Source organism: Actinoplanes hulinensis (assembly GCF_019429605.1).
Lineage (GTDB): Bacteria > Actinomycetota > Actinomycetes > Mycobacteriales > Micromonosporaceae > Actinoplanes > Actinoplanes campanulatus.
Genome location: NZ_JAHXZI010000032.1, coordinates 20,286 through 44,377, shown reverse-complemented (window position 1 = coordinate 44,377; position 24,092 = coordinate 20,286). Strand labels below are relative to the sequence as shown.

The following is a 24,092-nucleotide window of genomic DNA, read 5'->3' as shown; positions in this document are numbered from 1 at the left end:
GTGCTCCCTAAGGTCCGGCCACATGCGAAAGACCATTCAGAGCGGATCGCTGGCGCTGGTGCTGACCCTGACGCTGACCGGCGCGGCGCAGGCCGGCGGGCATGCGAAGGTCACCACCCCGACCCTGACCGGGTTCGCCTCGCTGCCCGCCGCCACCTTCGTGCCCGGCAGCGAGCCGTCCGGCAGCCTGATCACCGGCAACACCAACGGGCACGCGGTGCCCTTCGCCGACCAGCCGGTCCAGGGCTTCTCCGGCATCGTGAACAACGGCGACGGCACCTTCGACGTGCTCTCCGACAACGGCTACGGCAACCAGGCGAACTCGGCCGACTTCCTGCTGCGCGTCCAGCGGCTGTCCCCCAAGTTCGCCACCAACACGGTTCGCGTGGCCGGTGGCATCAATCTGACCGACCCGAAAAGGCGCGTGCCCTGGAAACTGACCCGCGAGGACCGGGTGCTCACCGGGGCCGACTTCGACGTCGAGTCGATCGTCGAGGACTCGTCCGGCGGCTACTGGATCGGTGACGAGTTCGGCCCGTACCTCCTGCATTTCGACCGGGCCGGCCGTCTGCTCTCGGCCCCGGTCCCGCTCGACGGCGTGACCGCCCCGGAGACCGCCACCCGTACCGGTACGACCGCGAACCTCGGCGGCAGCAAGGGCTTCGAGGGGCTGGCGAAGTCGCCCGACGGCCGTTACCTGTACGCGCTGCTGGAGGGCACGGTCACCGGTGACACGGCGGGCGACCTGCGGCTCAACGAGTTCGACACCCGCACCGGGAAGTACACCGGCAAGCGGTACGTCTACCGGCTCGGCGCGCCCAACCTGGCCATCGGCGACGCCATCGTGATCGACCAGAACCGGTTCCTGATCATCGAGCGGGACGGTGGCCAGGGCGCCACCGCCGTGATCAAGCGGCTCTACGTCGCCGACAAGCGGGACCGGAACTCCGATGGCCTGCTCGACAAGACGCTGCTCGTCGACCTGATGAACATCGCCAACCCGCGGAGGCTGGCCGGCTTCGGCGAGACCTTCGCCTTCCCGTTCCAGACCATCGAGGACGTGGTCGTCCTGGACGAGAAGACCGTCGCGGTATTGAACGACAACAACTTCCCGTTCTCCAGCGGGCGGACCGCATCAGTGGCCGACAACAATGAGTGGATCACCATTGCGCTGCCCTCTTCGCTGCACCCCGACAGGCGCATCTTTCCAGCTCACGGCCGCTAGATAGACGTACCGGTAAACGAAAAGAAAACGACCGGGCGCGCCGTCACGGAATTGCGGTAATGGCTTACCTTGACGGTGTGCCCGCGTTTATCGAGGCGATGTTCCGGAACGAGACACCGGCACGCCTGAGACTGTGGACCGCGTCCGCGGTGTGTGCGGCCGTCGCGCTGCTGCTCTCGGTCAGCCTGGTGATGGCCCAGGTGCGTGACCAGATCGGGGTCATCGGCCGGGAAGCCGCCCCGCAGGCCGCCACCGCCGCCGACCTCTACTTCGCCCTCAGCGACCTGGACGCCCAGGTCACCCGCATCCTGCTGGCCGGCGACAGCGACGACCTGGCCGGCAGCCGGATCGACGCGCTCGGCGCCTACCGGGACCGCGGCTACCAGGTGGACCAGGACCTGCAACGGTCGCTGACCACCGGCACCGAGGAGGCCGAGCGGGCGATCGTGCTCGACCTGATGGACGGGCTCGCCGTCTACCGGCAGCGGGTCGGGCAGGCCGTCACCGCCCAGGCCACCGCCCCGGCGGCCGGCGCCGGGCGGCTCGCCCCGGACGCCCTCGGCTACTACACCCAGGCCACCAACCTGCTGCATCAGCGCCTGCTCCCGGCCGCCCAGGAGCTGCGGGAGGCGGGTACGGAACGGCTCGATGACGCGTACGCCCGCAAAAGCGCCACCGAAGACACCGGGGTGACCCTCGTTCTGCTCCTCGGCGGCGCCCTGCTCGGGCTCCTCCTCGGGCTCCAGATCTGGCTGGCCCGCCGCTTCCGCCGGACGTGGAGCCCGCCGCTCGCGGTGGCGACCGTCCTCGGCGCGATCCTGGCGCTCGCGTCGATCGTGGTCCTGCACACCCAGTCCGGGCAGCTCGCCGACGGCCGGGACCGTGGCCTCGGCCCCTACCTGGCACTGTCCGAACTGCGCGCGCTCGGCTACGACGCCGCGGCCGACACCGGAAGGTATGTGGTCAGCGCCAACCTGGCCTACTACCGGGACGATTTCGAGGGCAAGTCGGCGTGCCTCACCGGTACGCCCGCCTGCCGTTCGCCGGAGATGTCGCTCGCCTCCCGGGAGACCGAGCCGGCCCGCGGTGGTCTGATCGGGCTGGCCGGAACCGAGACGGCCGACCGGTGGACCGCCTACCAGGCCGGCCACGAGCGCATCCTCACCCTGGCCGACGACGGCCGGACCGCCGAGGCGGTGCGGCAGCTGACCGGCATCCGGCGGGGCGACGCGGCCTTCGACTTCGCCTACTTCGACGCGTCGCTGGCGGGCGTCACCGAGGTACGCAAGGAGGAGTTCGACCGGGCGCTCCGCGCCGCGGAGAGGACCACGACCGGCTGGGTGGTCCTGCCCGTCGTGACCCTCACGCTGATCGCTCTTCTGATCCCGTACGGGGTCCGCCGGCGATTGGCGGAATACCGATGACCCCGCTTCCGAACGTCCGAAGGAGATCGCGGGTCCTCGCGGTCGTGGGGCTTCTCGCGCTGACCGGATGCGAGGCGCCCGCCGCGCCGGCCGCGCCACCGTTCTCCTGCGCGGCCGGCACCGCGGCCGGGCAGGGGTCGTCGGCGCAGACCAACGCGGTCAACGCCTGGATCAAGGGCTATCAGATCGCCTGCCCCGACGCGTCCGTCGAGTACGCGAGCACCGGCTCGGGCGCCGGTGTGCGCGCCTTCCTCGCCGGGACCGGTGACTTCGCCGGGACCGACACCCCGCTGTCCGGATCTGATCAGAGCCTGGCGGATCGGCGGTGCGGGAGCGGCCCGGCCGTCCATCTGCCGTTGGTGATCGGGCCGATCGCGCTCGCCTACAACGTGGCCGGTGCCGGGGAACTGCGGCTCGCCCCGGCCACCCTCGCGAAGATCTTCGGTGGCCGGATCACCGCCTGGAACGACCCGGCCATCGCCGCCGACAACCCGGGCGCCGCCCTGCCCACCACGAGGATCCGGGTCGTCCACCGTTCGGACGGCTCCGGCACCACCGACAACCTGCTGCGTTACCTGGCGGCGTCGGCCCCCGCCGACTGGCCGCACGGAACCGGCGGCGACTGGCCCGTCCCCGGCGGCTCCGGATACCGGGGCAGCCAGCGGGTGGCCGCCGCGGTCGCCCGTACCGACGGGGCGATCGGGTATGTGGAGTTCTCCTACGCCCGGGTGGACTCGCTGGCGACCGTCCGGGTGGGCACCGCGGACGGCCGGTTCACCGGTCCGTCCGACTACGCCGCGGGCCTCACGGTGGCCGCCGCCCAGATCACCGGCACCGGCGGTGACCTGCGCCTGGAGATCGGCCACGCATCCGCGTCCGGCGGCGCCTACCCCATCGTGTCGGTCACCTACGAGCTGGTGTGCCGCGGTTCCGTCACCGAGACGGCGCGCAGCTTCCTCGCCTACGCGGCGAGCGGCCCCGGCCAGGCCGCCGCCGAGCACGCCGGCTTCACCCCGCTGCCCCCCACCCTCCGCACCCAGGTAGCCCAGACCCTGACCACCCTCCGCTGACCCCACACCCCAGCCGGCTCCCAGTGCTGTCTCAGACCCCTCCGAAACAGCCCCCGGAGCCAGCCGCGGAGATCCGGCTGGCTCCGGGGGCTGTCTCAACGCCCTCGAAACAGCGCTGACCCCGCTGGTCGATTGCCCCACTGTCATCCGCTGCCCGCGCTGTCCGGTCCGGCGGGCGCTCACGTCGCGCCGTCCGTGTGCCCGGCCTGCCGCTATGACGTGGGCGGGCGACCACGGGAACCGTTACGTGTGCGCTGGTCGGCGCAAACGAGCGGGGGAACGGACAGCGGACCAATCGACCAGCAGGGTCAGCCCTGAGCGCCAGCCGGGAAGATCCACTCCCACGGAACTCGTCCCGGCCACGGAACGATCACCCTGAGCGGGACGGCGGTGCACTCGACGCCCCCCGCAAAACGCCGCCGGTGTCGAGGCAAGTGATTTGCCGACGCCAGCGGGGTTTGCTGGCGGCGGGAAATCACCTGCCTCGACACCGGTTACAAGGCGTTTTGCCGCGGAGCGAAGCGGAGCAATCAGGCACAGTTCCCGGGTGGCCGGGGGCGAAGGGGAAGGTTCGGCCACCCGGGAACGCGCGTCAGGGGCGGGGGTTGCCGTAGTAGGCGCCCGGGCCGTGTTTGCGTTCGAAGTGGCGTTCCTGGAGGTGGGGCGGGGTGGAGGCGGCCGGGTTGAGGGCGAGTGTCTTGATGGCCATCTCGGCGACCGCTTCGAGGATGATGCCGTGTTCGACAGACTTCTTCGGGGTGGCGCCCCACGTGAACGGACCGTGGTTGGCGACCAGCGCGGCGGGCATGCCGGCGGCGGCCGTGTCGTCGCCGATGCGTTCGACGACGACGCGGCCGGTGTTCAGCTCGTAGTCGGTGGCGCATTCGTCGGCGGTGAGCCCGCGGGTGACCGGGACGGGGCCGTCGAAGGTGTCGGCGTGTGTCGTGCCGAGGACCGGGATGTCGCGGTCGGCCTGGGCGAACGCGACGGCGTTCGTCGAGTGGGTGTGGGTGACGCCGCCGATCGACGGCCACGCGAGGTAGAAGGCGCGGTGGCTCTCGCTGTCGACGGACGGGCGCAGGTCGCCCTCGATGACCTTGCCGGTCTCCAGGTCGACGGGGACCATGTCGTCCTCGGTGAGGTCGGAGTACGCCACGCCGGACGGCTTGATCAGGTAGTAGCCGCCCTGGCGGTCGATGCCGCTGACGTTGCCCCAGGTCAGCTGGGCGAGCCCGGCCGCCGGGATCATCTGGTTGGCCAGCAGCACGGCCCGGCGCAGGTCCGGTGAACCGTAAGTCACGTCGTCGTCTCCTCGACCGCCATTGTTAGCGCTAACGATAGAGATCTTCCGCGTGAAGATTCAAGTCCGAAACGCAGGCGATGTTAGCGATCAACTCCGGCGCGGCGGGCCGGGCGCTCCAGGTGGCGCGGGACGTTCCCGGCCGGTGGTCGTGGCTGCGGGACCCGGGTGGAGGCGGAGGGCAGCGACGGCGCGCGCCAGGTGAACCGGACCCCGTCGAGCTCGATGGTCCCGCCGGCCGCGCAGAGCCCGGACATGCGCTCGCCCTCGACGTCGCCGCGTCCGTAGACGATCATCAGCCGGGTCTCCGCCGTGGGGCTGCCGGCCGTGGTGTGCACGGCCCAGACCTCACCGTAGCCACGCAGGCCGGTGCCGCCCGCGGTCAGCAGCGATGCTCGGCCACGCAGGGGCACGACCAGCTCGTGCCCGGTGACGTCACGGATGTGCAGGGTGCCGGAGAGCCGGGGCACCTTGCGCCGGAACCACCCGCCCGCCCCGGAGGCCACTGTTCACCGTCCGTTCTCGTCGTTGAGCACTCCTCGGACTGTAGTGCTCCGTGGCCAGGACGCAACCGTCCGTCACCCGGCCGGGGCCGCGGCGCTGGTCCGGGGGACGAGGCGGGGCGCGACCACCACACCGTCCGGTGGGGTGTCGCCGTCGGGCAGGTCCAGGTGGCGCAGCAGCAGGGCGAGCGCGCGCCGGCCGAGTTCGGCGAAGTCCTGGTGGACGGTGGTGAGCGGAGGTAGGAAATATCCCGAGTCAGGCATGTCGTCGAAACCGACCACGCTCACCTCCTCGGGCACCCGGCGGCCGGACTCGTGCATGGCGCGCAGCACGCCCAGGGCGATCCGGTCGTTGGCGCAGAACACCGCGGTGACCGCCGGGTCGGCGGCCAGGCGGCGGCCCTGCTCGTAGCCGGCGGCGGCGTCCCACCAGCCGGCGGTCACCGGCGGTACGACGGCGTCGGCGGCGTACAGGGTCTCGCGCCAGCCGTCCACCCGGGCCTGCGCCTCCGGCCAGTCGAGCGGGCCGGCGACATGGTGGACGGTGGCGTGACCGAGGTCGAGCAGGTGCCGGGTGGCGAGACGGGCGCCGGCGGTGTTGTCCACCCGTACGGTCGGGAAGCCGGCCTGCCCGTCCCCGCCCACCGCGACGCACGCCATCCCGGCCGGGGCGTGGGTGAGCGCCGTGGTGACGGCCGGTTTCGGGGCGATCGCGATGATCCCGTCGACGCCGTGCTGGACCAGGCGGTCGACGGCTTCGAGCACGGGGCGGTGCGACAGGTCCCGGACGGTGGCGACGCTGACCAGGTAACCGGCGGCGCGTGCGGCGCTCTCGATGCCGTACAGCATGGACTCCGGCCCGAACAGGGTGGTCTCGAAGCCGACGATGCCGAGGGTGTGCGACTCCCGGGTGGCCAGGGTCCGCGCGGCGAGGTTCCGCCGGTAGTTGAGCGATCGCATCGCGGCCAGGACACGCTCCCGGGTCTCGGCCCGAACGTTGGGATGCTCGTTGATGACCCGCGAGACGGTCTGGTGCGAGACACCGGCCAGTTTGGCCACGTCGCGCATGACGCTCCCACGTTCCTTGGGCGATCGCCGGGGGACGGGTACGGGCAGGTCAGCGGTGGCCTCGGGAGCTCCCGGCGCCGGCTCAGATGTCGCCATTGGATGATTCCTAGCAGCTTGTGTCCGATCACCAGCGGTGACGTGGGCGTTCTTGCAACCTTTACGAAACAGCGATCAGGATCTCTTGACGAGCGGGATGAGAACGGTAACACTCTCGAAACGCAAGCTGTGACGGCGATCGCAACACACCGCGATCTTCGCGGCCTGGGGCGTGGAAGCTCCAGCCGCTAATTATTTGTGAACGGTAACAGTTTCGGGAGGTTATGGTGCGCAGGAACTACGCGGCCGCGGTCCTCGGTGGTCTCATGCTGGTCTCCTCGCTCGCCGGTTGCGGCGGCAGCGGAGACAGCGGCTCCGAGAGTGGCGGCGACGACAAGCTGGTTCTCGGTTTCTCCCAGGTGGGTGCCGAGAGCGGTTGGCGTACCGCGAACACCAAGTCGATCCAGGAATCCGCCAAGGCGGCCGGGATCGAGCTGAAGTTCTCCGACGCGCAGGGTAAGCAGGAGAACCAGATCTCCGCTATCCGCTCTTTCATCACCCAGAAGGTCGACGTCATCGCCTTCTCTCCGGTGGTCGTGTCCGGCTGGGACGCGGTCCTCAAGGAGGCCAAGGACGCCGGCATCCCGGTCATCCTGACCGACCGCGCGGTCGACGCGCAGGACACCTCGCTGTACGAGTCCTTCATCGGCTCGGACTTCGTCGAGGAGGGCAAGAAGGCCGGTGAGTGGCTGGCCAAGGAGTACGAGGGCAAGACCGAGCCGGTCAACATCGTCGAGCTGCAGGGCACCACGGGTTCGGCCCCGGCCCTGGACCGGCAGAAGGGCTTCGCCGACGCGATCGCGTCGAACACCAACCTGAAGATCGTGAAGTCGCAGACCGGTGACTTCAAGCGCGCCGACGGCAAGACGGTCATGGAGACCTTCCTGCAGTCCACCCCGGACATCGACGTGCTTTACGCTCACAACGACGACATGGGTCTCGGCGCCATCGAGGCGATCGAAGCGGCCGGCAAGAAGCCCGGCACCGACATCAAGATCATCACGGTGGACGCGGTCAAGGACGGCATGACCGCCCTGGCCGACGGCAAGATCAACTACATCGTCGAGTGCAGCCCGCTCCTCGGCCCGCAGCTGATGGAGCTCGCCAAGAAGGTCGACGCCGGCGAGACGGTGGAGAAGCGGGTTCTCACCAAGGAGACCACCTTCACCCAGGAGCAGGCCAAGACCGAGCTCCCCAACCGCCAGTACTGATTGATCTGCTCGCGGGTCGCCCCGGCCGTCACCGGCCGGGGCGCCTGCGGCGCTCGAAACGGAGCACTCCATGGGCGAGCAGTCCCCGGTCCTCGAGATGACCGGGATCAGAAAAGTCTTCCCCGGCGTCGTCGCCCTCGACGGCGTCGATTTCCGCATGTTCCCGGGTGAGATTCACGCCCTCATGGGCGAGAACGGGGCCGGCAAGTCCACCCTCATCAAGACACTCACCGGCGTCTACGAGATCGACGGCGGCGAGATCAAGCTCGGCGGCGTCCCGGTGCGGATCTCCGGGCCGCTCCAGGCCCAGCAGGCCGGCGTGAGCACGGTCTACCAGGAGGTCAACCTCTGCACCAACCTCTCGGTGGCGGAGAACATCTTCATCGGCCGTGAGCCGCGCCGGTTCGGCAAGATCCAATGGGGCAGGATGCGGCGTCGTGCCGCGGAGCTGCTCGCCCGGCTCGACCTCGACCTCGACGTGTCGGCGCCGCTCAGCTCGTACTCGCTGGCGATCCAGCAGATGGTGGCGATCGCGCGCGCGGTCGACGTCGAGGCGCGGGTGCTGATCCTCGACGAGCCGACCTCCAGCCTGGACGCCTCCGAGGTGGAGCAACTGTTCCGGGTCATGCGCCAGCTCAAGGAGAGCGGCGTGGCGATCCTGTTCGTCTCGCACTTCCTGGACCAGATCTACGAGGTCTCCGACCGGCTCACCGTGCTGCGCAACGGTCAGCTGATCAGCGAGCACCGGGTCGAGGAGCTGTCCCAGGTGCAGCTCGTCGAGAAGATGATCGGCAAGGAGCTCGCGGCGCTGGAGGACCTGGAGGACAAGGCACAGCGCAACCGGGAGCGGGCGGCCGAGGCCAAGCCGGTCCTGGAGGCCAGGGGGCTCGGACGGACCGGCGCGATCGCCCCGTACGACCTGACCATCCACGAGGGTGAGGTGGTCGGGCTGGCCGGTCTGCTCGGGTCCGGGCGTACCGAGCTGGCCCGTCTGCTGTTCGGCGCGGACAAGGCCGACCACGGTGAGCTGGCGGTGGCCGGCAAGCCGGTGAACCTGCGCAACCCGCAGGTCGCGATGAGGCAGGGGATCGCCTTCTCCTCGGAGAACCGGCGGACCGAGGGCATCATCGGCGACCTCACCGTCCGGGAGAACATCATCCTGGCGTTGCAGGCGGCCCGGGGCTGGACGCGGCCGATCCCGCGCAAGAAGCAGGACGAGATCGTCGACAAGTACATCAAGGCCCTCCAGATCCGGCCCGCCGATCCGGAGCGCCCGGTGCGCAACCTCAGCGGCGGCAACCAGCAGAAGGTGCTGCTCGCCCGGTGGCTGATCACCGAGCCCAAGCTCCTGATCATCGACGAGCCGACCCGTGGCATCGACGTCGGCGCCAAGGCGGAGATCCAGAGGCTGGTGGCCGAACTGTCCGACGGCGGTATGGCGGTGCTGTTCGTCAGCGCCGAGCTGGAGGAGGTCCTCCGGCTGAGTCACAAGATCGCCGTGCTGCGTGACCGGCGGCTGGTCGAGGAGCTGGAGAACACCGCCGGAGTGGACGCCGACCGCATCATGCAGACCATCGCCAGCGGAGCTACCTCATGACCAGCATTCTCAAGAACCGGCTGTTCTGGCCAGCGGCGATCCTGGTCGTGCTGCTGGTCATCAACATGTTCACCTCCAGGCAGTTCGTGACGGTGCAGGACGGGCACCTGTTCGGCACCCTCATCGACATCCTGCGCAACAGCGCGCCGCTGATCCTGGTCGGGCTCGGCATGACACTGGTCATCTCGACCGGCGGCATCGACCTCTCGGTCGGCTCGGTGATGGCGATCTCGGCGGCCGTGGCCTGTCTGCTGATCCAGGACCTCGACGATCAGAACAGCGTCGGACCGGTGCTGCTGATCATCGGTATCGCGATCGCGGTGTCGATGCTGATGGGCCTGTGGAACGGCACCCTGGTGGCGATCATCGGCATCCAGCCCATCATCGCGACGCTCATCCTGATGGTGGCCGGCCGCGGCATCGCCCAGCTGATCACCGACGGCCAGATCATCAACGTGCAGTCCGGCCCGTACGCGACCATCGCCTCGGGCTTCTTCGCCGCCCTGCCGGTGGCCCTGCTCATCGCGGTGGCGGCCACCGTCCTGATCCTGCTGCTGACCCGGCGCACCGCGCTCGGCCTGCTGCTGGAGTCGGTCGGCGGCAGTCCCACGGCGAGCCGGCTGGCCGGTATCGGCGCCCGGCGGATCACGATCATGGTGTACGTGGTGGCGGGCGGTCTCGCCGGCCTCGCCGGCCTGATCTACAGCGCCAACATCAAGAGCGCGGACAGCATCTCGGCCGGCAACCTCATCGAGCTCGACGCCATCCTGGCCGTGGTGATCGGTGGCACCGCCCTGGTCGGCGGCCGGTTCTCGATCGCCGGCACCGTGCTGGGCGCCGTTCTGATCCAGACGCTCGCCGTCACGGTGGTCGCGGTCGGCATCCCGTCCGAGGCGAACCTGCTGTTCAAGGCGGTCGTCGTGGTGGCGCTCTGTCTGTTCCAGTCCCCGACCCTCCGGGAGAAGGTCTTCGGGCGACTCACCCCGCGTACGGCCCGAGCGGAGGTCACGGCATGACCGACCGCACCGAGCGGCACTCGGCTGAACCGATCGACGGCCTTGCCGGCGAGGGCCGGGAAGGCATGCCCAAGGAGGGCACAGCGTGACTACCGTCGACATGACCCCGGTTACCGACAAGGGGACGCCGACCAACCCGCGCCGGCGGGTCTACCGGCCGAACGCCAAGTACGTCCCGATCATCGCGACCCTGTCGCTGCTGGTGATCATGTACAGCAGCGGCGTGGCGAACTACGAGAACTTCGGCGACCCGAGCGTCTTCGTCAACCTGTTCCGGGACAACGCCGTGCTGCTCGTGGTCGCGGTCGGGATGACCTTCGTGATCCTGACCGGCGGCATCGACCTCTCGGTCGGCGCGGTCATCTCGCTGACCACCGTGCTGACCGCGACGCTGCTCAAGGGCGGCTGGCCTCCGCTGGTGGTGCTGCCGGCGGTGCTGATCCTCGGCGCCCTGATCGGCGCCGGACAGGGCGCGGTGATCCACTTCTTCAAGGTGGAGCCGTTCATCGCCACCCTGGCCGGGCTCTTCCTGGCGCGGGGCACGGCGCTGACCATCAACGAGCAGTCCATCCCGATCCGGGACGACATGTGGAAGGCGATCTCGGAGTACCGGATCGTGCTCGCCGAGGGCGTCGTCACCAAGCCGATCGCCATCGTCGCGATGCTCGCCGTGCTGATCGCCGCGGTCACGCTGGCCTGGACCCGGTTCGGCCGCAACGTGTACGCGATCGGCGGCAACGCGGACTCGGCGCTGCTCATGGGCCTGCCGGTGGGCCGTACGAAGATCGCCGTCTACACCCTGAGCGGCTTCTGCGCGGCGCTCGGCGGTGTGCTGTTCAGCATCAACTCCACCTCCGGCTGGGCACTTCAGGGCAACGGTCTCGAACTGGACGCGATCGCCGCCTGCGTCATCGGCGGTGTGCTGCTGACCGGCGGCTCCGGCTACGTCTGGGGCACCCTGCTCGGCGTCCTGGTCACCGGCCTCATCCAGACGATCATCAACTTCCAGGGCGACCTCAACTCGGCCTGGACCCGGATCATCGTCGGCGTCCTGCTCTTCGCCTTCATCGTGTTGCAGCGTCTGGTCACGAGAAAGGCGAGATGAACGACATGAACAGCGACAAGCGTGAGAAGGGCGTCAAATGAGCAACGGGGAAATCTGGTTCCTCACCGGTAGCCAGGGACTGTACGGCCCGGAGACCCTCGAGCAGGTCGCCTCCCAGTCCCGTGAGATCGCCGCCCAGCTGGACGCCCAGCTCGACGCCGATGTCGTCTGGCAGCCGGTCCTCACCAGCCCGGAACAGATCCTGGACGTCTGCCGGCGGGCCTCCTCGACGCCCGGCGTGCTCGGTGTGGTCGCCTGGATGCACACGTTCTCGCCGGCCAAGATGTGGATCGCCGGCCTGGACGCGCTGCGTGCGCCGCTGCTGCACCTGCACACCCAGCACAACGTCGAGCTGCCCTGGTCCGAGATCGACATGGACTTCATGAATCTCAACCAGGCCGCCCACGGCGACCGGGAGTTCGGGTTCATCGAGGCCCGGCTCGGGGTGCCGCGCAAGACGGTGGCCGGCCACGTCAGCAACCCGGCCGTGGTCGCGCGGATCGCCACCTGGGTCAAGGCGGCCCGCGGCTACTCGGCGATGCGCAGCCTCAAGCTGGCCCGCTTCGGTGACAACATGCGCGACGTCGCGGTCACCGAGGGCGACAAGGTCGAGGCGCAGCTGCGCTTCGGGGTCTCGGTCAACACGTACGGGGTGAACGACCTGGTCGCCGTGGTGGACCAGGTGCTGGACTCGGAGATCGACAAGCTGGTCGCCGAGTACCGGGACACCTACGAGATCGCCCCCGAGCTGCTGGGTGAGCGGCACGAGTCGCTGCGCTACGGCGCCCGGATCGAGCTGGGCCTGCGGCAGTTCCTCACCGAGGGCGGGTTCCGGGCGTTCACCTCGAACTTCGAGGACCTGGGCGGGCTGCGGCAGCTGCCCGGCCTCGCGGTCCAGCGGCTGATGGCCGACGGGTACGGGTTCGGCGGCGAGGGCGACTGGAAGACGTCGGTCCTGGTGCACACGCTCAAGGCGATGGCACCGGGCGGCGGCACCTCCTTCATGGAGGACTACACGTACGACCTGACGCCGGGCAACGAGGTCATCCTCGGCGCCCACATGCTGGAGGTGTGCCCGACCATCGCGGCCGGCACCCCGAAGCTGGAGATCCACCCGCTCGGCATCGGTGGCCGGGAGGACCCGGTCCGCCTGGTCTTCGACGCGGCGCCCGGCCCGGCCGTGGTGCTCGGCCTGGCCGACCTGGGCGAGCGGTTCCGCCTGGTGGCCAACGAGATCGAGGTCGTCCCGCCGACCGCGCCGCTGCCGAGGCTGCCGGTCGCCCGGGCGGTCTGGAAGCCGGCCCCGTCGCTGTCCACGTCGGCCGAGTGCTGGCTGACCGCGGGCGGCCCGCACCACACCGTGCTGTCGTCGGCGGTGGGTGCGGAGGAACTGGCCGACCTGGCCGAGATGGTGGGCACCGAGCTGCTGGTGATCGACGAGTCGACCACCACGCGCTCGTTCGCCAAGGAGGTGCGCTGGAACCAGGCGTACCACCGCCTGGCCCGTGGCTTCGGCCGCTGACCCGGATCGGACTGGAGGCGGCCTGACCCCGCGAGGCTCAGGCCGCCTCGATCATGATCCAGTCCAGGTCGCCGGCGTAGTAGTCGCAGCCGACGTCGATCTGGTCGCAGTCCAGTTTGCCGCCGATGCTGACCGGCCACGTGTTGGCGATGGTGCCGGTCCAGCCGGGCTTGGAGACGACCTCCTGCCCGTCGATGAGCAGCGCCACCCCGTCCCGGATCCGCAGACAGCGCACCGTGTGCCAGTTGCCGTCGTTGATCCGTACCGGCGACCACATCTCGATGGTGCCGACCGAACCCCGGTACGTGCAGGTCGGGCGCCCGCTCGGGATCTGCATCTTGAAGCTTCCGCCGGGCACCGTGGCCTGGCCCTTCTGGATGATGTTGCCGAACTTGTGGGTGGTCCTCAGCCGTACCGTGACGGCGAAGTCGCGGTCGCCGGGATCGAGGTCCGGATGGTCGGGAACACTGACCAGATGGCCGGGCCGGGCGGGCGGGGTGTCCGGCTCCAGTCGGTCGAACCGGTAGCCCCGGCTGGACTCGGTGGCCATACCTATGCCGACGTCCGGTCCGATCCGGCCGGTGTGGCCGCGTCCGGTGCTGTCGGCCATCCAGTGTGAGCCCCGGCTCTCGTCCATCATCCAGGTCGCCATCTCGTATCCGGTGGCCGCCCGGGCGGGACTGGGTGCGGAGGTGAACACGCAGGTCAGTACGGCCGTGACGGCCAGTGTGCGGCGGTATCTCAAGGCTCGTCCTCACTGCGTGGGAAGAATGGTCCATTCGAGACTAATGCGATTCATATCCAAATTGTCGGACATTCACAAAGTGGCCCTCGCAAACCTTGAGTCCAGCTTGGTAGCATCCGCCGATCATGGCCGGGAACCGTCGCCGTGAACCCCCCGGATCCACCCCTCGCAGAGAAGGATCGTGTCGAAGTGCTGCTCAATGGGACTAACGGAGAGACCTCGGAGCATGCGGTGATCACCCCGAACCCCGGCCTGCCGAACCAGGCCCTCCAGGTGCTGGCCCTCGCCCAGCGCACCGCCGAGGAGCACGTCGCCAGCGCCCAGCACCACGCGGACAAGATCCGTACGGACGCGCTGGCCGCCGCCGAGCAGATCGCCCGCGACGCCCAGGCCCACGCCAACAACGTGCGCCGCGAGGCCGACCGGGTGCTGGCCGAGGCCCGCGCCGCCGCCGAGCAGATGGCCCGGGACGCGCAGGCCCGTGCCGAGGAGGCACGCCGTACCGCCGAGAAGATCGTGGCCGACGCCCGCTCCCGCGCGGAGACCGTCAACGCCGACGCGATCGCCGGCGCCGAGCAGCTCAAGCATCAGGCCCAGCAGCGCTACGACGACGTGGTCGGCAGCCTGGGCGCCAAGCGCGAGGCCCTCCAGCAGCAGATCGAGGCGCTGGAGCAGTTCGACCGTGAGTACCGTGGCCGGCTCACCGGCTTCATGCAGAGCCAGTTGCGCGCCCTCTGGGTGGACGCGCCGCAGATGAGCGAGTACGTCGAGGAGGAGCCGGTCGCCGAGGTCATCGAGGCCGCCCCGGTCCAGCCCCGGCACGCGCAGGCGCACGCCGAGGAGCTGGACGAGGAGCAGGACGACGACGAGGACGGCGACGAGGACCGGTAACCGTCACGCGCCGTGGACGAGATCCCCGTCGACGAAGGTCATCGCGACCCGGGTGGCGGCGATCTCGTCCGGCGGCGCGGCGAACGGGTCCCGGTCCAGGACCACCAGATCGGCACGGTTGCCGGGGCGGACCGTCCCGGTGTCGTCGAGCCGGTTCACGTAGGCCGAGCCGGCCGTGTAGGCGGCCAGCGCGGTGGCCAGATCGAGCCGCTGCCCCGGCAGGAACGGGCCGAGGCCGCTGCCGTGGTGGGCCCGGTTCACCGCGACGTGGATCGCCTGCCACGGGTCCGGCGTGCTGACCGGCCAGTCGCTGCCGCACGCCAGATGCGCCCCGGACCGCCACAGGTCGCCGAACGGGTACTGCCGGTCCACCAGGGCCGGGTCCAGGAACGGGATGGTCAGGTCGTCCATCTGCGGCTCGTGCGACGCCCACAGCGCCTGAAGGTTGGCCGTCGCGCCCAGCGCCCGGAACCGTGGCACGTCGTCCGGGTGGACCACCTGGAGATGGGCCAGGTGCGGCCGGGTGTCCCGGAAGCCGTTCGCCGCCCGGGCCGCGGCCACCGCGTCCAGCCCGTCGCGGACCGCCCGGTCACCGAGCGCGTGGAAGTGCACCTGGAAACCGTGCCCGTCCAACTCCGTGACGAAATCTCTCAAAAGAACAGGGTCGATGAACGACAGCCCCCGGTTGGTGGTGGCGCAGCCGCACGCGTCCCGGTACGGCTCGGTCATCGCGGCCGTGAAGTTCTCCGCCACCCCGTCCAGCATCAGCTTCACGCTGTCGCAGCGCAGCCGGCCCACGCTGAACCGCTCCCGCTTCGCCAGCAGCTCCGGGATCTGCTCGGCGCCCCGGTCCCGGTCCCACCACAGCGCGCCGACCACGGTCGCGGTCAGCCAGCCCCCGGCCGCGGCCGCCAGGTAGGCGTCGGCCACGTCCGGGTAGCCGTTGGTGGCGCACACCATGGCGTCCTGCCAGGCGGTGACACCGAGCGAGTGCAGCAGCGCCTGCGCCCGGCGCAGCCCGGCGACCCGGTCCGCCGTGGTCACCTCCGGCAGCAGGTCGCCGACCAGCTCCATGGCGCCCTCCTGGAGGCCGCCCGCCGGTGAGCCGTCCGGGTTCCGGTCGATCCGGCCGTGCGCCGGGTCCGGGGTGTCCGCGGTGATCCCGGCCAGCTCCAGCGCCCGGCTGTTCACCCACGCGCCGTGGTGGTCCCGGTTGATCAGGTACACCGGCCGGTCCGGCACCACCCGGTCGAGCAGCTCCTTGGCCGGCACCCCGCCCGGGAAGGACTCCATCGACCAGCCGCCGCCGGAGATCCAGTCCAGATCCGGGTGGGCGGCCGCGTACGCCGTGACCCGGCGCAGGTACTCGTCCAGGTCGGTGGTCTCGGTCAGGTCGCACTGGTTCAGCTCGACGCCACCCATCACGGCGTGCACGTGCGCGTCCTGGAAACCGGGCATCAGCAGGCGCCCGGCCAGGTCCACCACCTCGGTCGCCGGGCCCCGCAGCCCGTTCAGGTCGTCGCCGACCGCGAGGATCCGGCCGCCCCGGACCGCCACCGAGGTGGCCGGCCCGGCGCCCGCGGAGAACACCGGGCCGCCGGCGAAGATCAGGTCTGCGTGGTCACGGGACATCTGGCAATTCCGATCTGCGCGGCGACGGACGACGCCCCATTCAATCGTGCGGTGTTTGATGCTCCGCATGCGGCACAACTAAGGTGGGCGGATGGCGTCGACCCTTGTCGATCTAGATCAACCGCCGTACCGGAACGAGGGTTTCTGCGCCGTCCTGGAGCTGGTCGTCGCGGCCGCCCGCGAGCTGGATCCCGGCGCCGACCGGGTGCCCGCGCCGCGTGCGTCCCGGGACGCCGGCCTCGACGAGCGCGTCCAGCGGGAGGCGATCCGGCGGTTGCGCTCCGGCACCGCGGTCAACCCGGGCCTGCTGCCGTTGCTGGCCGAGGGGCGGTTCGCCGGCGTACCGGATCTGGTCTGCCTGGTCGCGGCGCCCGGCACGGCACGCGCCCGGACCGTCCTGGACATCGTGCGCGAGGCCGCGGAACGCGGCGAGCGGGTGCTGCTCACCGCGCCCGTGCCGCCGCCGGTCGACGCCGTCATCGCCCGCCTGCCCGACGGCGCCACCGTGATCCGCACCGATCAGGCCGGGTCCGGGCCGGGCAGCATCGACGCCGCCTCGGCCGCCGTGCAGCAGCGCATCCTCGCCCGCTCCCAGGCCGCCGCCCGCTGTCTGGAGCCCTGGCTCGGCGATCCCGCCCCGGCGCACGGCTGGCTGCGCCGGCTGGACAACGCGCTCGCCGAGGCGGCCGAGGCGCGGGAACGCGCCGCCCGGGCCGCCGCGCACCATGAGGCGACCGTGCGGGCCGCCCGGGACCGGCTCGGCGCGCCGCTGGCCGGGATCGCGCGCGAGCGGGCGGCGGCCGAGCGGGCCGCAGCGGCGACCGCCCGGGAGGTGGAGCGGCTCACCACCGCGTTGCGCCGCGCCGAGACCTCCCGGCTGCGCCGGTGGCAGGCCGGGCGGCTGCGCACGTCGCTGAGCCAGGCGGTCCGGCATGCGGCCGCTGCCCGGTCGGCCTTTCACCAGATCGATGCGGGGTACGCGGAAAGCGCTCGCGAACACGACATCGCGGTCGGCAACGACAGCGTGGTGCGGGCCGCCGCCGAACGGGCCGCGTTCGCCGACCTGGCCGCGCGGCGCGCGCTCGAATCCGCCGAACGCTCCGCCCACCAGCTCACCCGGATGCTCGACGGCGTCACCGCACGCCCCGAGTGGACCGCCGACGAGGCCGGGCTCACCGGCTTCGCCGAGCGCTGCCGCGAGCTGGAGCCGACCCTGCGCGGCCGGGCCGGGCTGCTGCGCGAGTGGCGGCAACGGGCCACCCGGCCCAGCCGGCAGCTGCACGCCGAGCTGCTCCGGTACGCCGACGTCGTCGCCACCACCTGCCTGGGCGCCGGCCGGCCGGAGCACGCCGACCTGGAGTACGACCTGGTCGTCGTGGAGGACGCGTGCCGGGTCGCGGTGCCGGCCGCGCTGGTGCCGCTGGTCCGGGCCCGCCGGGCGGTGCTGGTCGGCGAGACCGGGCGGCCGCCGCTGCGCGACGCCGCGGTGGTCCGGGCCTGGGTGGCCGCCCGGTGCCCGGCCGGGGTGGACGCCGCGGAGCTGACCGGCCTGCTCACCGGCAGCGTGTTCGATCGGGTCGCGGCCCTGGTGCCGGCTGCGGGCCGGGCCGGGCCGGGTCCCGGCGGCTCCGGGCCGGTCTCCGGGCGGCCGGGTGGCTGAGGCGGCCCACCTGCCGATGCGGGAGGTGGTCCGCCGGGCCGGGGCGCTGCCGGGGGTGCGGCCCCGGCGGTTCGTGCCGCTGCTGCTGCCGATGTGGGCCGTGGACGTGGTGGCGGAGGTCCGGGAGGCGCACTCGTACGACGTCTTCGACCGCTATCTGAGCCGGGCGGTCGCCGAGGCCGGCCTGCGGCGCCCCGCCGAGCTGGCCGCGTTCTTCGGGGTGGAGCCGGCGCTGGTCACCCGGGCCGTGCGGTTCCTGGTGGGGATCGGGCACCTGCGGTACGACGGGGACGATCTCGCGCTGACCGAACTCGGGCACCTGTCCGTCGCCGACGGGCGCCGCCACGTGCTCACGCCGGGTCGCCGGATCACTCTCCGGTTCGACGGCTGCGGGGGAGAGCCGGTGCCGTACGCGCACGCCACCCACTCGGTGTGGCTCAGCGGACCCGCGCTGACCCTGCCCGACGGCACCGTCTTCGACCCGGTCGGCCCCGCTCGCCCACTGCCCCCGAACGCCGTCGAACTGCTGCTGAGCAGGCCGGACGCCGCCGACTTCACCGGATCGGCGGTGCCCGTCCAGGTGGCCGCGGCCGCGCCGCGCCAGGTGTGGCTGCCGGTCTACGCGGTCGAGTGCGAGGACGAGCCGCTGGTGTTCGGCTGGGCGGTGGACGGGCCGGACCCGTACCTCCGCGATGTTTACGACCGCCACCGTGGGCAATCAGTAGCGGACTGACAGGAGTGTGGGGACCGACACGGTCCCTCCCGGACCAGCTTGGTCCATTACGGTCTACGGTGGTCCCATGCCCCGTCCCACCAAGCAGCAGATCGACGACGAGATCCTCGAGGCCGCGGCGCATCTCTTCGCCCGGCACGGGCTCAAGGAGACCTCGGTCCAGCGGATCGCGGACACGGTCGGCTACTCCAAGACCGGCCTGCTGCACCGCTTCCCGACCAAGGAGGCGCTCCAGACCGCGGTGATCGGGCGCTGCGTCGAGCAGATCCACGACACCGCCTCCGGTGTGGCGGACCTCCCGCCCGGCCCGCGGCGGGACCGGGCCGTGCTCACCGGGCTGGCCGAGCTCGCGGTGGCCCAGCCCGGCACGGTCGCCCTGCTGCTCTCCTCCCTGCTCGCCGAGCCGGAGAGCGAGATCGGCGAGGCCCTCGCGGTGATCGGTGAGGCCATCGCCGGCGCCTTCGGCGACGAGCCGCACGCCGACACCGAGCGGGCGTTGCGGGTCACCGGAGCGCTCGGCGCGGTCGCGGTGGCCAGCATCGCCCTCTGCGGCCGGCTCCATCCCGGCGCCGCGACGCGCCTCGCCGAGGTCGGCTTCGACGCCCTCGGTCACTGAAGCCCCCAGCCCCACACGGAAAAAGGAACCCCTCATGGCAACGCTGCTGCACCGGCTCGGGCTGGCGTCAGTAAGGCACCGGATACTCGTCACCGTCGCCTGGCTCGTGGCGCTGGTCGCCGTCGGCGTGGGAGCGGGCACGCTCTCCGGCGCCACGGCCAACACGTTCAGCATTCCCGGTCAGGAGTCGACCACCGCGCTCGCGCTGATGAAGGAGAGGTTCGGCGAGGCGTCGGCCGGCGCCACCGTGCAGGTGGTGATGGCGGCCCCAGCCGGCCAGCGGATCACCGACCCGGCGAACGCCGCCGAGGTGGCCCGGATCGTCGCCGTCCTCGGCGAGCTGCCCGGCGCGGTGGGCGCGTCGAACCCGCTCGACCCGAAGGCGCCGGCCGTCTCCCGGGACCAGGCGGCCGCGTACAGCTCGGTCCGCTACCCGGTGCAGCCGTCCGAGGTCACCGACGAGCAGCGGGAGGCCGTCACCGCGGCGCTCGAACAGGCGCGGTCCGGTGGACTCACCGTCGAGGCCCGCGGCGAGGCGCTCAGCAACCCGGCCGACATCGGCGGCGCCTCGGAGATCCTCGGTGTCGTGGTGGCACTCATCGTGCTGGCCCTCACCTACCGCTCGCTGGTCGCCGCCGGGATGAACCTGCTGACCGCGATCGTCGGCGTCGCCATCGGCGCGGCCGGCCTGGTCACCCTCACCGGCTTCACCGAGTTGCAGTCGACCACCCCGATTCTGGCCGTCATGCTCGGCCTCGCGGTCGGCATCGACTACGCGCTGTTCATCGTCACCCGGTTCCGGCACGAGCTGCGCCGCGGCCTGTCCGTGGAGGCCGCCGCCGCGATGGCCGTCGGCACCGCGGGCGCGGCCGTCGTCACCGCCGGCCTCACCGTGGTCATCGCCCTGGCCGGGCTCTCCGTCGTCGGCATCCCGTTCCTCTCCGAGATGGGCATCGCCGCGGCCGCCACCATCGTGATCGCCGTGCTGGTCGCGATCACCCTGGTCCCGGCCATCCTCGGCTTCATCGGCGTACGGGCGCTGCCGCGCCGGCTGCGCGGGGTCCCGGCCTCGTCCGAGGTCTCCGACGGCCGCGGCTTCATCCGGGGCTGGGCGAACCTGGTCACCCGGCACAGCTGGCTCAGCCTGATCGTGGCGGTCGCCGCCCTCGCGGTCGTCGCCGTCCCGTTCTTCTCGATGAGGACCACACTCGCCCAGCGCGCCGCCGAGGGCACCACCCAGGCCCGCGCCCAGGCGATCATCGACAGCCGGTTCGGCCCCGGCGTCAGCAGCCCGCTGCTGGTGCTGATCGACGGTCCCACCTCGGTGCCATCCGCGTCCGAGGTGCAGAAACGCCTCGCCGAGATGCTGCCGGAAGGCACCCTGGTGCTGCCCCCGCAACCCAACCGGGACGGCTCGGCCGCCCTCATCACGATCATCCCGGCCACCGGCCCGGAGGACGACCGGACCGTCGACCTGGTCCACCAGATCCGTGACTCGGTCGCCGGCGACCGGGGCGCCGACATCTACGTCACCGGCAACACGGCGGTCAGCATCGACGTGTCGCAGAAGCTCAACGACGCCCTGCCGGTCTACCTGGCGCTCGTCGTCGGCCTGGCGTTCGTGCTGCTGGTGCTGGTCTTCCGTTCGCTGCTGGTGCCGGTGGTCGGCGTGCTCGGCTTCCTGCTCACCATCGGCGCAGCCTTCGGCGCGACCGTCGCGGTCTTCCAGTGGGGCTGGGCCGCCGACGCGGTCAACGCCGGCTCCACCGGCCCGATCCTGAGCCTCGCCCCGATCATCATCGTGGGCATCCTGTTCGGCCTGGCCATGGACTACCAGGTCTTCCTGGTCTCCCGCATGCACGAGGCGCACGCCCACGGCGCACCGCCCCGCGAAGCCATCGTGACCGGCTTCCGCCAGGCCGCCCCGGTCGTGATCGCCGCCGCGACCATCATGTTCGCGGTCTTCGCCGCCTTCGTCCCCGAGGGCAACGACACCATCAAGCCGATCGCCTTCGCCCTGGCCGTGGGCATCGCCTTCGACGCCTTCATCGTCCGCATGATCGCGGTCCCGGCGGCGCTCACCCTGCTCGGCCGCTCCGCCTGGTGGCTCCCGGCCTGGCTGCGGTGGCTGCCCGAGCTGGACGTGGAGGGCGCGGCCCTGGAGCGCCACCCGCCGTCGGTCGACCCGCTCCCGTCCCACTCCGAGCCGGCCGTGACCTCCGCCTGACCGCTCCCACACGACCGGCCGCCGCCCTCCGGACCACCCACTCACGCCCGGCGGGCGCGGCATGGTCTGGACCACCCACCTGCCTCGCGGGTCTGGTACGGCGGGTTCGCGTAGCCCGTACCGGAAAAGGCAGCGAGCCCGGCCCGGCAGAAGCCGGACCGGGTCGCCGTGGGTGCGGCCGTCAGGGGTTCGGTGGGGATCCGGACCTGGCCGCGGAGGGGGACGTCAGGCGGTCCACTTGATGTACGGGTTCACCTTGCCGGACCAGTCGAAGGTGGCCATGTTGTCCCAGCCGTCGCCGGTGCCGTTGATGTTCGCCGGGTCCCAGCCGTTGCCCTTGATGGCGTACCAGGTGGGTTCCCAGTAGAAGACACCGGTGGCGCCGGCGTTGCGGGCCGTGTTCTGCACCCAGGTGAACTGCTGGGCCTGGCCGGCCGAGGTGGCCGGGATGCTGTCGCAGAGCACGGTTCCGGGGATGGAGTTCTTCTCGCTGTCGGCGTCGGCGGTGGTGAACTGGTACGCCGTCTCGACGATCACGACCGGTTTGCCGTAACGGGTCCGGGCGTCGACGATCACGTTGTACAGGTTGGCGAGCGTGCCGTGCCACATGCAGTAGTACGACAGGCCGGTGATGTCCCAGGTCACGCCGGCCGCCTTGATGCCGTCGTAGAACCAGCGCATGTTGGTCATGCTGTCCGCGTCCGCGGTGTGGATGATCACCTGCGTGCCGCTGTTGCAGGCCTTCGTCGCGTTGTAGCCCTGCTTCAGCAGCGACGCCAGCGGGGCGAAGTTGCTGTTCACGACCTGGCCCTTGGGCCACAGCATGCCGACGTTGATCTCGTTGCCGATCTGCACGCTGTCCGGGGTGAGCCCGGCCGACTTGAGGCTGGTGCAGACGTCGTAGGTGTAGTTGTAGACGGCCGTCTGCAACTGGGTGAGCGAGTAGGACGCCCAGGCGGCCGGGGGATACTGCTTGCCCGGGTCGGCCCACGTGTCGGAGTAGTGGAAGTCGACCATCAGCTTCAGGCCCTTGGCCTTGATCGCCGCGGCCTGCTGGAGCACCTTGGCCTTGTTGTTGTAACCGCTGGCCGGGTTGTTCCAGACGCGCAGCCGGGCGTAGTTGACGCCGGCCGTCTTGAGGATGTCGTACGGGTTGGCCGCGACACCCGAGGCGTTGTAGTACTTGCCACCGAGGTCGAGCGTGCGCTGCAGCGACGACACGTCGGCGCCGAGCATGGTGAGGGAGGCGGCCTGTGCGGGGGCGGGTGCGAGAACCACCGAGACCGCGAGGACCGCGGCCGTGAAGGCGGCTCTGAGGGACGGTTTCATGGTGCGCTCCTTAAAACGGGGATTTACCGGAGCCAGCGGACATAGGGATTGATGCGTCCGCTGTCGTCGAAGGTCGCCATGTTCTCCCAGGCGTTGCCGGAGTTCTCGATGTCCTCGGTGTCCCAGCCGTTGCCGTCGATGCCGGTCCAGGTGGGTTCCCAGTAGAAGACGCCGATCGCGCCGGCCGCCCGGGCGGTGCTCTGCACCGCGGCGAACTCCTGCGCCTGGCCCTGTGGCGTGGCGGGGATGCCGTCGCAGGGTGCGCTGGAGGTGATGATGTTCTCGAGGTGGTCGTAGTTCTCGGTGGTGTACGGGTACGCCGTCTCCGCGATCACCACGGGCTTGCCGTACCGGCCGGTGACGTCGCCGATGACCGTGGTCAGGTTGTCCAGCGTGCCGTGCCACATGCAGTAGTAGGACAGCGCGGTGACGTCCCACTTGGCGCCGGCCGCCGTGATGCCGTCGTAGAACCAGTGCGCCGCGCCGATGTTGCCGGCCAGGGCGGTGTGCACCATGACCTCGGTGCGCCTGCTGCACGCCTTGGTGGCGTCGTAGCCGGCGTTCAGCAGCTTGGCGAGCGGCCCGAAGTCGCTGTTGTTCACGTAGCCGACCGGCCACAGCATGCCGACGTTGATCTCGTTGCCGATCTGCACGCTGTCCGGGGTGGTGCCCTGCTTCCTCAGGCTGGTGCAGACGTCGTACGTGTAGTCGTAGACGTCCTTCTGGAGCTGCGCGAGGTCGTGTCCCACCCAGGCCTCGGGGGTGTACTGCTTGCCCGGGTCGGCCCAGGTGTCCGAGTAGTGGAAGTCGATGAGCAGCTTCATGCCGCGGGCCTTGGCCGCCCGGGCCTGCTCGAGCACCTTCGCCTTGTTGGAGTAGCCGCTGGCCGGGTCGTTCCAGATGCGCAGCCGGACGTAGTTGGCGCCGGCCTGCTTGAGGATGTCGTACGGGTTGTCGCGGCGCCCCCGTACGTCGTAGAACCGCTGGCCGAGTTCCAGCGAGCGCTGGAGTGTCGACACGTCGGCGCCGCGCATGCGCCACGCGTCGCTGTCGTGCGCGACGGCGGGTGCGGGGATGAGGGCCACCGCGAGGAAGGCGGCGACCGTGAGGGATGGTTTCATG

Annotated in this window: 20 protein-coding genes; 13 read left to right on the top strand and 7 right to left on the bottom strand. The window is 70.9% G+C overall.

Annotated elements, in window-relative coordinates:
* Nucleotides 1-22 precede the first annotated feature (22 nt).
* The 3 genes from KZ829_RS39630 (at nt 23) to pstS (ending at nt 3,719) form a co-directional block, all read left to right on the top strand.
* A complete protein-coding gene (locus KZ829_RS39630; RefSeq protein WP_220148988.1) occupies nt 23-1,225 on the top strand; it encodes an esterase-like activity of phytase family protein in 1,203 nt (400 codons plus the stop codon).
* A gap of 77 nt (nt 1,226-1,302) precedes the next feature.
* Entirely contained in the window at nt 1,303-2,649 is a 1,347-nt protein-coding gene (locus KZ829_RS39625) for a GlnX family signal transduction membrane protein (RefSeq protein WP_308285857.1), read from the top strand.
* A complete protein-coding gene (gene pstS / locus KZ829_RS39620) occupies nt 2,646-3,719 on the top strand; it encodes a phosphate ABC transporter substrate-binding protein PstS (RefSeq protein WP_220148987.1) in 1,074 nt (357 codons plus the stop codon). Before KZ829_RS39625 ends, pstS begins: the two co-directional genes overlap by 4 nt.
* A 592-nt stretch (nt 3,720-4,311) precedes the next feature.
* Here the strand turns inward: pstS and araD are convergent.
* The 3 genes from araD to KZ829_RS39605 all read right to left on the bottom strand — a co-directional run bounded on the left by araD (nt 4,312) and on the right by KZ829_RS39605 (nt 6,590).
* On the bottom strand, nt 4,312-5,019 hold the full coding sequence (araD, locus tag KZ829_RS39615; protein ID WP_220148986.1) for an L-ribulose-5-phosphate 4-epimerase AraD: 708 nt from the start codon (nt 5,017-5,019) through the stop codon (nt 4,312-4,314).
* A gap of 83 nt (nt 5,020-5,102) precedes the next feature.
* On the bottom strand, nt 5,103-5,525 hold the full coding sequence (locus KZ829_RS39610) for a hypothetical protein (RefSeq protein ID WP_220148985.1): 423 nt from the start codon (nt 5,523-5,525) through the stop codon (nt 5,103-5,105).
* A 72-nt stretch (nt 5,526-5,597) separates the two neighbouring features.
* Nucleotides 5,598-6,590 carry a LacI family DNA-binding transcriptional regulator gene (locus tag KZ829_RS39605; RefSeq protein ID WP_220148984.1) on the bottom strand — a complete coding sequence of 331 codons (993 nt, stop codon included), beginning with the start codon at nt 6,588-6,590 and terminating at the stop codon, nt 5,598-5,600.
* Between the two features lie 320 nt (nt 6,591-6,910).
* On the opposite strand from KZ829_RS39605, the gene KZ829_RS39600 reads away from it, so the two are divergent.
* The 5 genes from KZ829_RS39600 to araA all read left to right on the top strand — a co-directional run bounded on the left by KZ829_RS39600 (nt 6,911) and on the right by araA (nt 13,137).
* A complete protein-coding gene (locus KZ829_RS39600) occupies nt 6,911-7,897 on the top strand; it encodes an ABC transporter substrate-binding protein (protein ID WP_220148983.1) in 987 nt (328 codons plus the stop codon).
* 70 nt (nt 7,898-7,967) lie between these two features.
* Nucleotides 7,968-9,494, top strand: a complete 1,527-nt coding sequence (locus KZ829_RS39595; protein ID WP_220148982.1) for a sugar ABC transporter ATP-binding protein — start codon at nt 7,968-7,970, stop codon at nt 9,492-9,494.
* Entirely contained in the window at nt 9,491-10,510 is a 1,020-nt protein-coding gene (locus tag KZ829_RS39590) for an ABC transporter permease (RefSeq protein WP_220148981.1), read from the top strand. Before KZ829_RS39595 ends, KZ829_RS39590 begins: the two co-directional genes overlap by 4 nt.
* A gap of 100 nt (nt 10,511-10,610) precedes the next feature.
* Nucleotides 10,611-11,615: a galactofuranose ABC transporter, permease protein YjfF gene (gene yjfF, locus KZ829_RS39585; protein ID WP_220149011.1), complete on the top strand. Its 1,005-nt coding sequence runs from the start codon at nt 10,611-10,613 to the stop codon at nt 11,613-11,615.
* A 37-nt stretch (nt 11,616-11,652) separates the two neighbouring features.
* Complete coding sequence (gene araA / locus KZ829_RS39580) at nt 11,653-13,137, top strand: L-arabinose isomerase (RefSeq protein ID WP_220148980.1); 1,485 nt, start codon at nt 11,653-11,655, stop codon at nt 13,135-13,137.
* Nucleotides 13,138-13,174: 37 nt separating this feature from the next.
* Here araA and KZ829_RS39575 read toward each other — a convergent pair whose 3' ends face one another.
* Nucleotides 13,175-13,882 (bottom strand): laminin G domain-containing protein, encoded by a 708-nt coding sequence (locus KZ829_RS39575; RefSeq protein WP_220148979.1) that lies wholly within the window; start codon nt 13,880-13,882, stop codon nt 13,175-13,177.
* 231 nt (nt 13,883-14,113) lie between these two features.
* Between KZ829_RS39575 and KZ829_RS39570 the strand changes: the two genes are divergently transcribed.
* Complete coding sequence (locus tag KZ829_RS39570) at nt 14,114-14,773, top strand: hypothetical protein (protein ID WP_308285856.1); 660 nt, start codon at nt 14,114-14,116, stop codon at nt 14,771-14,773.
* A 3-nt stretch (nt 14,774-14,776) separates the two neighbouring features.
* Here the strand turns inward: KZ829_RS39570 and KZ829_RS39565 are convergent, their stop codons facing one another.
* On the bottom strand, nt 14,777-16,405 hold the full coding sequence (locus KZ829_RS39565) for an amidohydrolase (RefSeq protein WP_220148977.1): 1,629 nt from the start codon (nt 16,403-16,405) through the stop codon (nt 14,777-14,779).
* A 91-nt stretch (nt 16,406-16,496) separates the two neighbouring features.
* Here KZ829_RS39565 and KZ829_RS39560 point away from each other — a divergent pair, with 91 nt between their 5' ends.
* From KZ829_RS39560 to KZ829_RS39545, 4 genes are all read left to right on the top strand, one after another.
* Entirely contained in the window at nt 16,497-18,065 is a 1,569-nt protein-coding gene (locus tag KZ829_RS39560) for an AAA domain-containing protein (RefSeq protein WP_220148976.1), read from the top strand.
* Entirely contained in the window at nt 18,058-18,798 is a 741-nt protein-coding gene (locus KZ829_RS39555; RefSeq protein ID WP_220148975.1) for a hypothetical protein, read from the top strand. Before KZ829_RS39560 ends, KZ829_RS39555 begins: the two co-directional genes overlap by 8 nt.
* 67 nt (nt 18,799-18,865) lie before the next feature.
* Nucleotides 18,866-19,414 carry a TetR/AcrR family transcriptional regulator gene (locus KZ829_RS39550; protein ID WP_220148974.1) on the top strand — a complete coding sequence of 183 codons (549 nt, stop codon included), beginning with the start codon at nt 18,866-18,868 and terminating at the stop codon, nt 19,412-19,414.
* 34 nt (nt 19,415-19,448) lie between these two features.
* The gene (locus tag KZ829_RS39545) at nt 19,449-21,641 is read left to right on the top strand and encodes an MMPL family transporter (protein ID WP_220148973.1); all 2,193 of its coding nucleotides are present in this window, start codon (nt 19,449-19,451) and stop codon (nt 21,639-21,641) included.
* Nucleotides 21,642-21,866: 225 nt separating this feature from the next.
* Here KZ829_RS39545 and KZ829_RS39540 read toward each other — a convergent pair whose 3' ends face one another.
* Entirely contained in the window at nt 21,867-22,970 is a 1,104-nt protein-coding gene (locus KZ829_RS39540) for a glycoside hydrolase family 53 protein (protein WP_220148972.1), read from the bottom strand.
* A 23-nt stretch (nt 22,971-22,993) separates the two neighbouring features.
* Nucleotides 22,994-24,091: a glycoside hydrolase family 53 protein gene (locus KZ829_RS39535; protein WP_220148971.1), complete on the bottom strand. Its 1,098-nt coding sequence runs from the start codon at nt 24,089-24,091 to the stop codon at nt 22,994-22,996.
* Nucleotide 24,092: the final 1 nt, after the last annotated feature.